We start from the raw sequence: 13089 nt of genomic DNA, 5'->3' as shown, positions 1-13089 counted from the left end.
ATGGACTCATTAAACATCACCCACCTCGCGCAACAACTGTACAAGCAATTGTCGTTAAACTCGCATGAAACTGAAGGCCTTAGACAGACGGGACTCAATGGCGTCAGTTTATTTCTTCATTCTCGCCCACCCCAACAGTTAAAGCCGTTAAAGGAGTCATCCATCTATAGCCCTCGGATTGTGTTCTTATTTTTAGGGGCTAAAACGGGTGAATTGGGTTTGCGTCATTTTCGTTACGATACGAATCATTTTTTAGTGTTGACCTCTTACTATCCTGTGCAGTGCGTCACGGATTATCAAGAGAGCGATGTGTTATTTGGCATGACCATTGAACTTGAGCGAACGATGGTTGCAGAGCTCATTCATGATATTCAAAAAAATAGCAACACCGCCCCGCATCAGGCTCTTGAAAATCAAGCCAAAACGGAAGGCTTGGCGTGTTATCCCATGAACGGCCTTATACGCGAACAACTATGGGCATTATTAAGGATATTATCCGATGCGGTCGCTTGTTCTTTGTTTGGGCAGACCCATTTGCGCGAGTTGCTCTATGCTTTTATTTGTTCGTTTGGAGACGATTTTTTACAATCATGGGTGCATCACAACAGCCAGTTTAATCAGCTTCATCGGGTGGTCGAACATGTGAATGAGCATTTTGCTCAAGACATCAGCGTGTCTGATTTGGCAGAGCTGGTTGCCATGAGTCCAAGTCATTTTAATCGCGTTTTTAAAAACTATATGGCCGATACGCCCATGCAATATTTAAAAAAAATACGTCTAAACAAAGCCCAAACGTTAATTAAACAACAGTCGTTGGCCATCAATCAAATTGCACAAGCTGTAGGCTATGAAAGCGCATCGCAATTCAGCCGAGAGTTCAAACGATATTTTGGCGAATCGCCTAAGCAGCTTGCGGGTCAAGCCAATAAATAAAAAACGGCCGCTGATGCGGTTCGTTTTTAGGGCATGAATTAGGTGATGTTAAGTAATGACGGTCGGCTGAACTCGCCCCGTTTTTGCTTGAATCTGTGCAATATCATTGGCTATCGCAATCAACGCAGCCAAAGCCTGTTGGGTGTCGAGTTGATGACACGCTGAATCCGCTTCATAACGCTCAATGTAGATGCGAATCGTTGCCCCCGTTGTGCCTGTACCCGACAAACGATACACAATGCGCGAGCCTCCCTCAAAAACCACTCGTATCCCCTGATGATTCGACACGCTGCCATCAATCGGGTCGTGATAACTAAAATCATCCGCCGTCATCACGGTTAAACCCGACAATGATTGTCCAACCAGCGTCGGCAATTGTGATTTAATGTGATTCATGACCGCATTGGCGGCCTCAATATCAACCTCTTCATAATCATGGCGGGTGTAATAATGGCGGCCGTACTTCGCCCAATGTTCTGTCATGATATCCACCACGCTCATGCGACGTTTTGCCAAAATCGACAACCACAACAACACCGCCCACACACCATCTTTTTCACGCACATGGTTTGAGCCTGTGCCTGCCGATTCTTCGCCGCACAACGTAATGCGCCCTGCATCGAGCAAGTTGCCAAAAAACTTCCAACCCGTTGGCGTTTCAAAGCATTCGATGCCAAGTGCCTGTGCAACGGCATCGACTGCGCCACTGGTTGGCATAGACCTCGCCACCCCCGCCAGACCCTCGGCATAAGCGGGCGCGCATGTGGCATTCGCCGCCAACACCGCCAATGAATCTGAAGGCGAGACAAACATATTGCGCCCAATAATCAGATTCCGGTCACCATCGCCGTCCGAAGCCGCGCCGAAATCAGGCGCGTGATCGCTCATCATCAAATCGTATAAGTCTTTGGCATGCACAAGATTGGGGTCAGGGTGATGTCCATTAAAATCAGGGGCGGGCGTGCCATTAATCACCGTGCCTTTCGGTGCGCCCAAGGCATCCTCAAAAATCGCATGCGCATACGGCCCCGTAACTGCATGCATGGCATCAAAGGTCATGCGGAATCCATCTTTAAAAAACGCACGCAGGGCATCAAAATCAAACAGCTGCTGCATTAAGGCTTGGTAATCCAACACGGAATCAATCACCTCAACCGTCATGCTCCCGACCACATGCAAGCCGATACGGCTCAAATCAACATCAGGTGCTTGGACAATGTCATAACTCGAAATGGTCGTGCTGTGCGCATAAATGGCATCAGTGACTTTTTCAGGGGCTGGGCCGCCGTTGTCGCCATTAAATTTAATACCGAAATCACCATCGACCCCGCCAGAATTATGAGAGGCCGATAAGATAATGCCACCAAACGCCTTGTATTTACGAATCACACACGACGCTGCGGGTGTCGATAAAATGCCGTTTTGCCCCACCAGCACTTTAGCAAACCCTTGTGCGGCCGCCATTTTCAGCACAGCTTGAATGGCTTCAAGATTAAAGTAACGCCCATCGCCGCCGACCACCAAGACGCGCCCTGCAAAACCATTCTCAGGCATAACCGCCGCAAAAATAGAGGCGACAAAATTCGCCAAATAATGAGGCTGCTGAAATACAGCCACTTTTTTACGCAAGCCACTCGTGCCTGGCTTCATGCCCTCAATCGGACTTGTATTGACCTTCACTTTCATTATCCAAACTCCCTTGTATCTCACTCTGTTTAGCCCTAAAACGCGGGCATTGGCGCGTTGACTCGTGACTTAACTTTAACAAAAAAGACCGCAGCAGAACAGCGGTCTTTTTTGAAGTTTGAATCGAGCTTACAAACTAGACGTTGATTATTTTAACTTACCTTCAACACCCTCAACCAACCAATCCAATTTACTCAACTCGGCATCGCTCAAAGCCACGCCTTTGGCTACTTTTTCTACGCCTGCTTGGTCCTTAATGGGGCCAACAAAGACTTTACCGCCTTTAGCGAGTTCTGCTTTTTTAGCTTGAATCAGGCTCTTGGCATCCGCTGGAATCGCTGGGTTGAGGTTAACCAAGTCAACCCAACCATCGGCAACGCCTTTCCATTGTTCCGCGTTGCTGAACTTGCCGTCCAAAACGCTTTTCACCGCTTGGGTATAAAAATCACCCCATTGAATGACCGATGAGGCCAAGTGCGCTTTAGGGCCATACGCGCTCATATCTGAATCCCAGCCAAACGCCATTTTACCTTTTTCTTCTGCGGTTTTAAGCACGGCCGAAGAATCGGTGTTTTGCATCAACACATCAGCACCTTGACCAATCAAGGTTTCCGCGGCGGCGCGTTCTTTGTTCATATCAAACCATGAACCTGTGAACACCACTTTGGTTTTAATAGCAGGATTGACGCTACGCGCACCCAAAGTAAAGGCGTTGATGTTGCGAATGACTTCTGGAATTTGCACCGACGCAACAAAGCCCAAAACACCTGTTTTACTCATCTTACCCGCAGTGACACCTGCCAAGTACGCGCCTTCATAAGTGCGTGCCTCGTACGTGCCCATATTTGCGGCATTTTTATAACCTGTTGCGTGGTAGAAAGTGACTTTCGGGGTTGTTTGGGCGACTTTCAAGGTCGAGTCCATGTAACCAAAAGACGTGGTGAAAATAATTTGATTGCCCTTGGCGACCAAGTCACGAATCACACGCTCCGCATCTGCGCCCTCGGGTACGCTTTCAACTTGCTGCGTCGTCACCTTGATGCCCTCTTTGGCCAAATTTTCAATCATGGCCTTGCGCCCGTTGTCATGCGCAAAAGTCCAGCCGCCGTCACCGACAGGGCCAACATAGACGAAGCCAACTTTGACTTCTTTCGCGCCCGCCGCTGCAGGAGCGGCCGCCGCAGGTTTAGCATCTTCTTTTTTACCGCCACACGCCATCAATGTCACAGCGGTTAACGCTGCGATGGCAAAGCCTAAGGTTTTGTGGAACTTCATAATGACCTCTCAAAAAGGATTAAAGAATTAAAAAACTTAAGGATAACAAGGTAAAACACAAATCAACACAAGGCAACGCACATTTCAATCATTGTAAATCTGCCCCAAAGACGCAGGCGCATTGAGTTTGATTTTTTGCCAATCACGCGAAATCCAACACAAAATCACCACGGTGGCGATATAAGGCAAGGCATTGAGCACTTGCGAGTTGGTTAAAAAGCCCAAAACACTTTGCGTCACCGCCGAGCTTCTCTCAAGCAACTCCTGCACCGAGGCATTCGCCGCTTGCACCGCAAAACCCATCGAACGCATCAAGCCGAACAACAACGCACCAAAAATCAAGCGGCTCGGATGCCATGTGGCAAAAACCACCAAGGCAACCGCAATCCAACCCACGCCGCCCGTTATCCCTTCTTGCCACGCTTTAAACTGCACCAGCGCGATAAAAGCACCCGCTAAACCCGACAATGCACCGCCTAAAACTGTTGCGGCATACCGCACTTTAACCACATTAAAACCAATGGCATGTGCAGAATGTGGCGACTCGCCAACCGCTCGCAACAGCAAACCTGAATGCGTGTGATACAACCACCACGCCAAAAACACAACCAAAGCAATCGACACGTATGCCAAAATAGATTGTTTAAAAAACTCACCCACAACAGGAATCTCGGACAACACGGGAATTGAAACCGCTGAAAACCCCTCGACAGACTGCCCCACAAACTTGATGCCCAACAACGCAGACAGACCTGTGGTTAAAATGGTCAAGGCCAAACCTGTCGCCACTTGATTAGTCAACAAGCGCACCACTAAAAACGCAAATAAAAACGCGGCCAACATGCCAACCAGCACGCCCGTGAGCACGCCAAGCCAAGCCGAGCCTGTCCATAACGTCACCGCAAACGACGACACCGCGCCCATCAACATCATGCCTTCAACACCCAAGTTGAGTACGCCTGATTTTTCGGTAATCAACTCACCCATGCCTGCCAAAACCAAAGGAATGGCGGCGAGCAATACGCTTGAAATCAAACTGGCTAAAAAAATATCCATGTCCATCCAGCCTATGATTTTTGTTTAACAATACGATAATTGACCAACACATCTGCCCCCAGCAAAAATATCAACAACAAGCCCTGAAACAAACTGCTGACGGACTTCGGCAACGACATCGCCAATTGCAACGCCTCACCGCCGAGCATCAATAACGCCATGAGCAACGCAGCGACCACAATTCCAATTGGATTCAATCGCCCTAAAAACGCCACAATAATGGCGGTAAAACCGTAGCCAGGTCGCCACGAATCTTGCAACTGCCCGACAGGGCCGACCAACTCGAGCGCACCCGCTAAACCCGCCATCGCCCCACTGACCAACATCGCCAACCAAATCAAACGCGAGCTGCTAAAGCCCGCATAATTCGCCGCTGCGGGGGCTAAACCAACCACACGCATTTGGTAACCCACAAAACTTTTGTGAATCAACAACCAAAACAAGGGCACAGCCAACACAATTAAAACAACGCCAACATTTAAACGCGTGCCCTCAAATAATGCAATTGATGAGCCCAACAAAGGCAAGGTGGCTTCCAGAGGGAACGTGGCCGACTGCGGAAAACCTGCGCCATTTGGGTCTTGCAACAATGCGGTGCTCGCGGCCGAGCCAACCAATAAATATTGCAAAATATTTTGCGCGACATAGACCAACATCAAAGTGGTTAAAATTTCATTGGCGTTAAATCGCGTCCGCATCCAAGCCGCCAATGAGGCCCACCACATGCCACCCAACGCACCCGCAAGCACCATCAACACCGCCAACCAGCCCGAGTGCACGCTGTTTTGTAAAAGCACCATGGTCGCCGTGGCAAAAATCCCGCCCATGACCAATTGACCTTCCGCACCGATGTTCCACACATTCGCCCGATACGCCACCGCCAAGCCCAAGGCAATCAAACACAAGGGCAACGCCTTAAGCAACCATTCCGACACACCATTGATGGTCGACAACGGTTCAATGAAATAAGCCTTAAAGGCATCACTGACATCCACCCCGATGGCCACAAATACCGCCAACCCCGACAGCAAAGTCAAAACCGTCACCAAGATTGGCACAAGCACCTGCATTTTCAACGAAGGGGCTTCGCGAGGAATTAATTTAAATGACAACGCCATGAATTTACTTTCTCAACCTTAAAATCAACACACCAGTGCCGCACTCACGCCGCATCTGTTTCAAACAAACCCGACATCCATACACCGATTTGGTCAGGCGTTGTGCTGTCAATATCCACTGCGGGCGATAAACGCCCTTGCGCCAATACCGCGATGCGGTCGGCAACTTGAAAAATTTCATCCAATTCTTCAGACAACAAGACAATCGCCACGCCCTGCGCCGCCAAGTCCAATAATTGTTGGCGTAAAAATGTGGCTGCACCGACATCCACCCCCCAAGTCGGCTGCGCAACGACCATAAGCGCAGGCGCGAGCATTATTTCACGCCCCATGATGAACTTTTGCAAATTACCACCCGATAAACTGCTGGCCAAACTGTCGGCACTGTCGCATTTAACTTTGAATCGCTCAATGCAACGTTCAGCAAAATCACGAATCACGCGCAGTTGCATCATGCCTTTACTGAGCATATTGGGCATTGAAGAATAGGCGGTGAGCAAGGCGTTCTCTGCCAAGCTCATCGCAGGCACTGCGCCTTTGCCTAGCCGCTCTTCGGGTACGAAACACAGCCCCAAACCAAGCTGGCGGCGTTGCATTGGGCGTAAATGCCCTGCGTCACAGCCCAGCATGTGAATCATTTCTGCCTGACTGGTGCGCTCACCCGACAAAGCGGCGAGCAGCTCGGCTTGACCATTACCCGAGATGCCCGCAATGCCAAGAATCTCGCCCGCCCGCACCGAAAAACTGACATCGTTTAGACTCACTCCGAAAGGGTCATCGGTTGCTATGGATAAATGCTTAACAGACAATCGCTCTTCACCCAACGTGACTTTGCTATGCTCATAGTGCGGCAAGCTTTGCCCAATCATCATTTGCGCCAAGTGCGCAACGGTTTCGTCTTTAGGTTGGCATGTGCCCGACACTTGACCGTGACGTAAAACAGTCGCGTGATGACACAAGGCTTGAATTTCGTCGAGTTTATGGCTGATGTATACGATGCTACAACCTTCCGCCGCCAGTAAGCGTAAGGTTTCAAATAACTTTTCAACCGCCTGCGGCGTCAACACAGAGGTGGGCTCATCCATAATCAACAGTTTTGGATTTTGTAATAAGCAACGCACGATTTCCACGCGCTGACGCTCGCCGACCGAAAGGTGATGCACCAAGCGTTGCGGTGCAATCGGTAAACCATAATGTTCAGAGACTTCAATAATCCGCGCGGACAACGCGTCCAAAGACACTTGCTCGTCCATCGCCAATGCAATGTTTTCCGCCACCGTTAGCGTTTCAAACAAGGAGAAGTGTTGAAACACCATGCCGATACCGAGCGCACGCGCATCTTTTGGGCTGTTAATGGTCACAGGCTGGCCATTCCACTCAATCACGCCTGCGTCTGGGCGAGTCACACCATAAATCATTTTCATCAGCGTCGACTTGCCCGCGCCGTTTTCGCCCAACAAGGCATGAATTTCGCCTGCGGCAATTTCCAGCGAGATATCATCGTTGGCACGCATACTGCCGTAAGTTTTGGTCATACCATTGAGTTTAAGGCGGGCTGGGGTCATAATGTGAGGAAGGTGAGAATAGGCATTCGGGGCATGAGACCGCTACTCAAAACCTCGGCCACAAGTCCCTTGAAAAGCAGCATTTTAACAAATCGACGGCTGAAATGGCATTAAAAAAGACCTCTCAAGAGCGGGAGGTCTTTTTATACATCAAATAGTTAAACGCCATACTGAGCGCGATAATTGGCAACTTGCTCGCGGTACTGCCCGAGCGTTGCCGAATCTTGTCGATTTAAATACGTCATCAAATCCATCAAATTGGCAATTGCAAACACAGGCAAGCCGTATTCTTTCTCAACATTTTGCACGGCTGAACACGCGCCCACATCATCCGCCGTACCACTTTTTTCCATGCGATCGAGCGCAATGAGCACCGCCACAGGCGTCGCCCCAGCCACCCGCAACATCTCAACCGACTCGCGAACAGACGTACCCGCTGAAATCACATCATCAACAATCACCACACGCTGACCTGCCAAGGGCGCACCCACCAAACTGCCGCCCTCACCGTGGTCTTTCACTTCTTTGCGGTTGTACGCATAAGGCACATTGTGCCCTTTTTGCGCCAGAGCCATGGATGTGGCCGCCGCCAAGGTGATGCCTTTATAGGCAGGGCCAAATAAGGCGTCAAATTCAAAACCCGCCGCGCGTTTTTCCAACAACACATCGGCGTAGCTATTCGCCAACTGATTCAAACTCGCGCCGTCATAAAACAAACCTGCATTAAAAAAATAAGGCGACAACCGCCCTGCCTTGGTTTTAAATTCACCAAAACGCAAGACGTTTTGCGCGACGGCAAACTCGATAAATTGTTGAGCAACTGACATAAATCTCTCAATAAAAAACATTAAAAAACAAATTTTGCATAATGAACTTATGCATCACGCGCCTGACTGCCGTCGGCTTTCGGGCTTACCCAGCGCGCAAAGAAAACACCCACTTCGTACAACAGCACCAACGGCACGGCGAGCAAAAGTTGCGACATCACATCAGGCGGCGTGACGATGGCGGCAATCACAAATGCCCCTACAATCACATAGGGTCGCGCATTTTTTAACTGCTGCAAGCTCACCATGCCTAAACGCACCAGCACAATCACAACCACGGGGACTTCAAATGTGAGGCCGAATGCTAAAAACAGCGTTAAGCCAAAACCCAAATAGTTATCAATATCCGTCGCCATCTCAACCCCAAGCGGCGTGAGCGCAGCCATGAATTTAAACACGGTTGGAAAGACAAAGAAAAAAGCAAATGCGGTGCCGAGCAAAAACAAAATATAACTGGACACAATAATCGGCACGACCAATTGTTTTTCATGTCGATATAAACCAGGGGCAACAAATGCCCACACTTGATGCAGCACCACGGGCAATGCCAGCACGAATGAGACCCACAGAACAAACTTCAATGGCACAAAAAAATTCGAGGTGACCTCGGTCGAAATCATTCGCGCACCCTGAGGCAAGCTGTCCATCATCGGTTTAGAAAACAGCGTAAACACATCATTGCGCCAGTACAACAGTACCAAAAAAATAACCAATACCGCCAACGCACTTTTAACCAAACGCTCACGCAACTCAACCAAATGCGACATCCAGCCTGTCAAATTATTGGCGGCGTTATCAGAATCGGTTTTAGGTGGCGGCAAAATGGTGTTGGTCATATCTGAAAATCAAAGTTAAGTCGTACAGCGAATTTTGCTGCATCATTTGCCATTGAACTCATTAAAAAAAGGAGTGTTTAGATTGCTGAATGTGAGCGGCATAACGGCGATGTTTGCTCATGCGCGCCGCTTCGGTGCTCAAGCTGTGGCGGATTTTATGATGTTGTTTGAACCACGCTGGGGTGCGCCCTGTTTTGACGCGCCAATGTGCGCGACCCGTGCGTTGTGAACGCGTCGGTGCAGATGGGTACATGCGTTGCCGCGCGCCGCTATCCGAATAAGACTTGGGCGCATCGGCTGCATTTAAGTCCGTTAACCCTGCTTGTGCGTCATGCCACGTTTTTTGGATGTCACTTTGCACGCTGGCCAAGTCTTGATTAACGGCACGCCCCATTTCTTTGAGTTCAGCCAACGACATGTCTCGCGCCACTTCATCTTTGACGTCACGCAAATACCGCTGCGCTCGGCCAAACAAAGTACCCGCCACTCGCGCCACCTTAGGTAAACGCTCAGGGCCGAGCACAATCAAACCGACCACGCCGATGACAACCAGCTTAGATATACCTAAATCAAACACAGTGTGACTTCACAATTAAGATTTAGGCTGATGGTCACGCGCTTGCACATCAATAACGTTATTACTGTCGTGTTGATGCGTCAAAGCGGCGTCTTGATTCGGATTGGTTTTACTGTCTTCGCCTTTCATGCCGTCTTTAAAGCCTTTGACCGCAGAGCCCAAATCTTCGCCCATATTGCGCAATTTTTTGGTACCAAAAACCAAGACCACAACCAATAAAACAACCAACCAATGCATAATGCCAAAGCTGCCCATTGTCTTTCCTTATTTAAGCCATACGAAAAAATACAACACATTTTCCGTGATTAAAATCCATTGACGGGATGAACGAAGCCAAACAATTCGCTTCATCCATTGCCTCATACCTGCGTGCGAATCATATGCCCTGCGCAAAACCACGCCAAGGTTTATCGCCCGCCAATACGTGCAAGTGGATATGATACACCTCCTGCCCGCCGCTTGGGCCAACATTCATAATGACGCGCAAGCCGCCCTCTGGCATCGGCGGCGCACCATTTTCAAAAGCCAAACGCGGCGCAATCGCCATCATTTTACCTAAAACAGCCTCATCCGCGGGTCGAACATCGGCTAGGGTTTCGATATGTGTTTTCGGTACAATCAACAAATGCAGGGGCGCGGCTGGGTTAATGTCATGAAAAGCAATGATTTCATCGTCCTCATGCACTTTTTTTGCGGGAATTTGCCCTGCTATGATTTTGCAAAAAATACAGTTCTCGCTATGCTCGCTCATCATGCACTCCAATGCGGTTAGTTAAATCGATTTACCATCGAGCGGACTGTCGTTACGACTGGCCTTTTCTTCCAAGCCCGACATGCCCTCACGCCGAGCCAACTCACGAGCAATATCGTCCAAACTTAAGTTGTAATGCGACAACATGACCATGACGTGGAACAACAAATCGGCCGTTTCATAAATAATTTGATAAGGATGCCCGCCTTTGGCGGCAATCACCACTTCCGTACATTCTTCACCCACCTTTTTTAAGATGGTGTCTTCACCTTTATTAAACAATCGAGCCACATACGAAGACTCCGAGTTCCCCCCTTTGCGCGACTCAATGATGAGTCCCAACTCATTGAGAACACTTTCAATTTGATGCTGCATAAGCTCTCCTAGTTGCGCGAGTTGCGCCATGCCTACTTTGTATCGTAAATATCGTCAGGATTTTTTAATACAGGCGCATCCACAAACCAAGTGTGTGCCTGCCAATCATACGCCTCAAAAAAACAACTGTTGCGCCCCGTATGGCAGGCAATTCCACCGACTTGCTCAACCTGCAACAACAACACATCCTGATCACAATCCATACGCAACGATTTCACGTGTTGCACATGCCCCGACTCTTCGCCTTTAAACCACAATTTTTTTCGCGAACGAGAAAAATACACCGCGCGCTTAAGCTCAATCGTTTTTGCCAACGCCTCATGGTTCATCCATGCAAACATCAGCACGGTTCCGCTAACGGCATCTTGTGCGATGACAGGAACCAAGCCATTTTGATCCCACCGAATGCGCTCAAGTATCGGTTTGTATGTTTCTAATTCACTAGACATTTTACGCCTTTTTTCCCTAGTTTTATCCAGCAGTTTTTTGCTTTTATTCAGTTTAATTCACAAACGAACATCAATACCCTGAGCCTGCATCAAGGTTTTTGCTTCTTGCACAGTATGCTGCCCGAAGTGAAAAATACTGGCGGCCAGCACCGCATCCGCATGACCATGCACAATGCCGTCGGCTAAGTCTTGCAAAGAACCGACCCCACCCGACGCAATCACAGGAATACTCACCGCATCTGAAACAGTCCTCGTCAATTCGAGGTCGAAGCCACTGCGCGTGCCGTCTTTGTCCATACTGGTCAGCAATAACTCGCCCGCACCGAGTTGATTCATTTTCACCGCCCATTCAACGGCATCAATGCCTGTGGGGGTGCGCCCGCCGTGCGTAAAAATTTCCCAGCGCAGCGGCTCGCCCTCAGCTGAAACACGCTTGGCATCAATCGCCACCACGATACATTGCGAACCGTATTTACTCGCAGCATCGGCGACCAATTGCGGGTTACTGACTGCGGCGGAGTTAATGCCCACTTTGTCTGCACCTGCATTCAATAAACGACGTACATCAGCCACGGCACGTACGCCGCCGCCCACGGTCAACGGAATAAACACTTGGTCGGCGACCGCTTCGATGATGTGTAAAATCAAATCGCGGTTGTCTGATGTCGCCGTGATGTCCAAAAAAGTGACTTCATCTGCACCTTGGGTGTCGTAACGTTTGGCAATTTCAACAGGGTCGCCCGCATCGCGCAAGCCAACAAAATTCACGCCTTTGACAACGCGCCCATCTTTTACGTCTAGGCAGGGGATAATGCGCTTAGTTAACACAATCAACCCTTCAATAATTCATCTGCGCGCATTTGCGCTGCAGCAAAATCCAAATCACCCGAGTAAATCGCACGGCCACAAATCACGCCTTCTACGCCCTCATCGACCACGCCACACAAGGCATCAATGTCCGCCATGTTCGACAAGCCACCCGAAGCGATGACGGGAATGGTGGAGGCTTGCGCCAGCTTCACGGTCGCGTCAATATTAATGCCTTGTAACATGCCATCACGACCAATGTCGGTATAGATGATGCTGTTGACGCCGTAGTCCTCGTATTTTTTCGCCAAGTCAGTGACGTCATGCACCGTGATTTTGCTCCAGCCATCGGTCGCCGCTTTGCCGTCTTTGGCATCCAAGCCGACGATGATGTGTCCGCCAAATTCCACACACGCATCTTGAAGAAAGCCAGGATTTTTCACGGCGGCTGTGCCGATAATCACATATTTAATGCCCATGTCGAGGTAACGTTCAATGGTGTCTAAATCGCGGATGCCCCCGCCAATTTGTACGGGAATGTCATCGCCGACGGTTTTTAAAATCGCCTGAATCGCCGCTTTGTTGACAGGCTTGCCTGCGAAAGCCCCATTCAAATCGACCAAATGCAAACGACGCGCACCTTGCTCAACCCAATGCGCGGCCATTTGTTCGGGCGCATCAGAAAACACTGTGACACGATCCATCTCGCCTTGCTGCAAGCGCACGCATTGGCCGTCTTTTAAATCAATGGCTGGAATCAACAACATATTCAACACTTTCTTTCAACAAAATTTCAACGAAAATTTTAAAAAACCTCAATCCAAGTCAATCTAG

Annotated in this window: 15 protein-coding genes; 1 reads left to right on the top strand and 14 read right to left on the bottom strand. The window is 49.3% G+C overall.

Annotated elements, in window-relative coordinates; genetic code table 11:
• Complete coding sequence (locus tag DFR44_RS06020) at nt 1-933, top strand: AraC family transcriptional regulator (protein WP_162845179.1); 933 nt, start codon at nt 1-3, stop codon at nt 931-933.
• A gap of 48 nt (nt 934-981) precedes the next feature.
• On the opposite strand, the gene DFR44_RS06015 is transcribed toward DFR44_RS06020, so the two are convergent.
• The 14 genes from DFR44_RS06015 to hisA form a co-directional block, all read right to left on the bottom strand.
• Nucleotides 982-2619 carry an alpha-D-glucose phosphate-specific phosphoglucomutase gene (locus DFR44_RS06015; protein WP_133620094.1) on the bottom strand — a complete coding sequence of 546 codons (1638 nt, stop codon included), beginning with the start codon at nt 2617-2619 and terminating at the stop codon, nt 982-984.
• Between the two features lie 147 nt (nt 2620-2766).
• Complete coding sequence (locus tag DFR44_RS06010) at nt 2767-3894, bottom strand: BMP family ABC transporter substrate-binding protein (protein ID WP_133620092.1); 1128 nt, start codon at nt 3892-3894, stop codon at nt 2767-2769.
• Nucleotides 3895-3978: 84 nt separating this feature from the next.
• Nucleotides 3979-4950, bottom strand: coding sequence for an ABC transporter permease (locus tag DFR44_RS06005; RefSeq protein WP_133620090.1), 972 nt, complete (start codon nt 4948-4950; stop codon nt 3979-3981).
• Nucleotides 4951-4961: 11 nt separating this feature from the next.
• Entirely contained in the window at nt 4962-6068 is a 1107-nt protein-coding gene (locus DFR44_RS06000; RefSeq protein ID WP_133620088.1) for an ABC transporter permease, read from the bottom strand.
• A gap of 44 nt (nt 6069-6112) precedes the next feature.
• Entirely contained in the window at nt 6113-7633 is a 1521-nt protein-coding gene (locus DFR44_RS05995; protein ID WP_133620086.1) for an ABC transporter ATP-binding protein, read from the bottom strand.
• Between the two features lie 158 nt (nt 7634-7791).
• Nucleotides 7792-8460: an orotate phosphoribosyltransferase gene (pyrE, locus tag DFR44_RS05990; RefSeq protein WP_211336908.1), complete on the bottom strand. Its 669-nt coding sequence runs from the start codon at nt 8458-8460 to the stop codon at nt 7792-7794.
• Between the two features lie 47 nt (nt 8461-8507).
• A complete protein-coding gene (gene tatC / locus DFR44_RS05985; protein WP_246012063.1) occupies nt 8508-9227 on the bottom strand; it encodes a twin-arginine translocase subunit TatC in 720 nt (239 codons plus the stop codon).
• Nucleotides 9228-9357: 130 nt separating this feature from the next.
• Nucleotides 9358-9873 carry a Sec-independent protein translocase protein TatB gene (gene tatB / locus DFR44_RS05980; RefSeq protein WP_133620080.1) on the bottom strand — a complete coding sequence of 172 codons (516 nt, stop codon included), beginning with the start codon at nt 9871-9873 and terminating at the stop codon, nt 9358-9360.
• 15 nt (nt 9874-9888) lie between these two features.
• On the bottom strand, nt 9889-10128 hold the full coding sequence (gene tatA, locus DFR44_RS05975) for a Sec-independent protein translocase subunit TatA (RefSeq protein ID WP_133620078.1): 240 nt from the start codon (nt 10126-10128) through the stop codon (nt 9889-9891).
• A gap of 121 nt (nt 10129-10249) precedes the next feature.
• Nucleotides 10250-10627, bottom strand: coding sequence for a histidine triad nucleotide-binding protein (locus DFR44_RS05970; protein ID WP_133620075.1), 378 nt, complete (start codon nt 10625-10627; stop codon nt 10250-10252).
• A gap of 18 nt (nt 10628-10645) precedes the next feature.
• Nucleotides 10646-10999, bottom strand: coding sequence for a phosphoribosyl-ATP diphosphatase (locus DFR44_RS05965; protein ID WP_162845178.1), 354 nt, complete (start codon nt 10997-10999; stop codon nt 10646-10648).
• A gap of 32 nt (nt 11000-11031) precedes the next feature.
• Nucleotides 11032-11448 carry a phosphoribosyl-AMP cyclohydrolase gene (gene hisI, locus DFR44_RS05960; protein WP_133620072.1) on the bottom strand — a complete coding sequence of 139 codons (417 nt, stop codon included), beginning with the start codon at nt 11446-11448 and terminating at the stop codon, nt 11032-11034.
• Nucleotides 11449-11505: 57 nt separating this feature from the next.
• Nucleotides 11506-12276, bottom strand: a complete 771-nt coding sequence (gene hisF, locus DFR44_RS05955; RefSeq protein WP_211336907.1) for an imidazole glycerol phosphate synthase subunit HisF — start codon at nt 12274-12276, stop codon at nt 11506-11508.
• A gap of 2 nt (nt 12277-12278) precedes the next feature.
• On the bottom strand, nt 12279-13022 hold the full coding sequence (hisA, locus tag DFR44_RS05950; protein ID WP_133620070.1) for a 1-(5-phosphoribosyl)-5-[(5-phosphoribosylamino)methylideneamino]imidazole-4-carboxamide isomerase: 744 nt from the start codon (nt 13020-13022) through the stop codon (nt 12279-12281).
• Nucleotides 13023-13089 lie beyond the last annotated feature (67 nt).

The organism is Hydromonas duriensis (assembly GCF_004363775.1).
GTDB lineage: Bacteria > Pseudomonadota > Gammaproteobacteria > Burkholderiales > Burkholderiaceae > Hydromonas > Hydromonas duriensis.
Note: the sequence above shows the minus strand (reverse complement) of the source record. Positions and strands in the feature narration are given on the sequence as shown.

Coding starts and splice junctions, on each gene's coding strand:
- DFR44_RS06005 (WP_133620090.1), bottom strand. CDS start 4,950: ATGGATATTTTTTTAGCCAGTTTGATTTCAAGCGTATTGCTCGCCGCC.
- hisA (WP_133620070.1), bottom strand. CDS start 13,022: ATGTTGTTGATTCCAGCCATTGATTTAAAAGACGGCCAATGCGTGCGC.
- DFR44_RS05970 (WP_133620075.1), bottom strand. CDS start 10,627: ATGATGAGCGAGCATAGCGAGAACTGTATTTTTTGCAAAATCATAGCA.
- DFR44_RS06020 (WP_162845179.1), top strand. CDS start 1: ATGGACTCATTAAACATCACCCACCTCGCGCAACAACTGTACAAGCAA.
- hisI (WP_133620072.1), bottom strand. CDS start 11,448: ATGTCTAGTGAATTAGAAACATACAAACCGATACTTGAGCGCATTCGG.
- DFR44_RS06010 (WP_133620092.1), bottom strand. CDS start 3,894: ATGAAGTTCCACAAAACCTTAGGCTTTGCCATCGCAGCGTTAACCGCT.
- DFR44_RS05965 (WP_162845178.1), bottom strand. CDS start 10,999: ATGCAGCATCAAATTGAAAGTGTTCTCAATGAGTTGGGACTCATCATT.
- pyrE (WP_211336908.1), bottom strand. CDS start 8,460: ATGTCAGTTGCTCAACAATTTATCGAGTTTGCCGTCGCGCAAAACGTC.
- tatA (WP_133620078.1), bottom strand. CDS start 10,128: ATGGGCAGCTTTGGCATTATGCATTGGTTGGTTGTTTTATTGGTTGTG.
- DFR44_RS05995 (WP_133620086.1), bottom strand. CDS start 7,633: ATGACCCCAGCCCGCCTTAAACTCAATGGTATGACCAAAACTTACGGC.
- DFR44_RS06000 (WP_133620088.1), bottom strand. CDS start 6,068: ATGGCGTTGTCATTTAAATTAATTCCTCGCGAAGCCCCTTCGTTGAAA.
- DFR44_RS06015 (WP_133620094.1), bottom strand. CDS start 2,619: ATGAAAGTGAAGGTCAATACAAGTCCGATTGAGGGCATGAAGCCAGGC.
- tatC (WP_246012063.1), bottom strand. CDS start 9,227: ATGTCGCATTTGGTTGAGTTGCGTGAGCGTTTGGTTAAAAGTGCGTTG.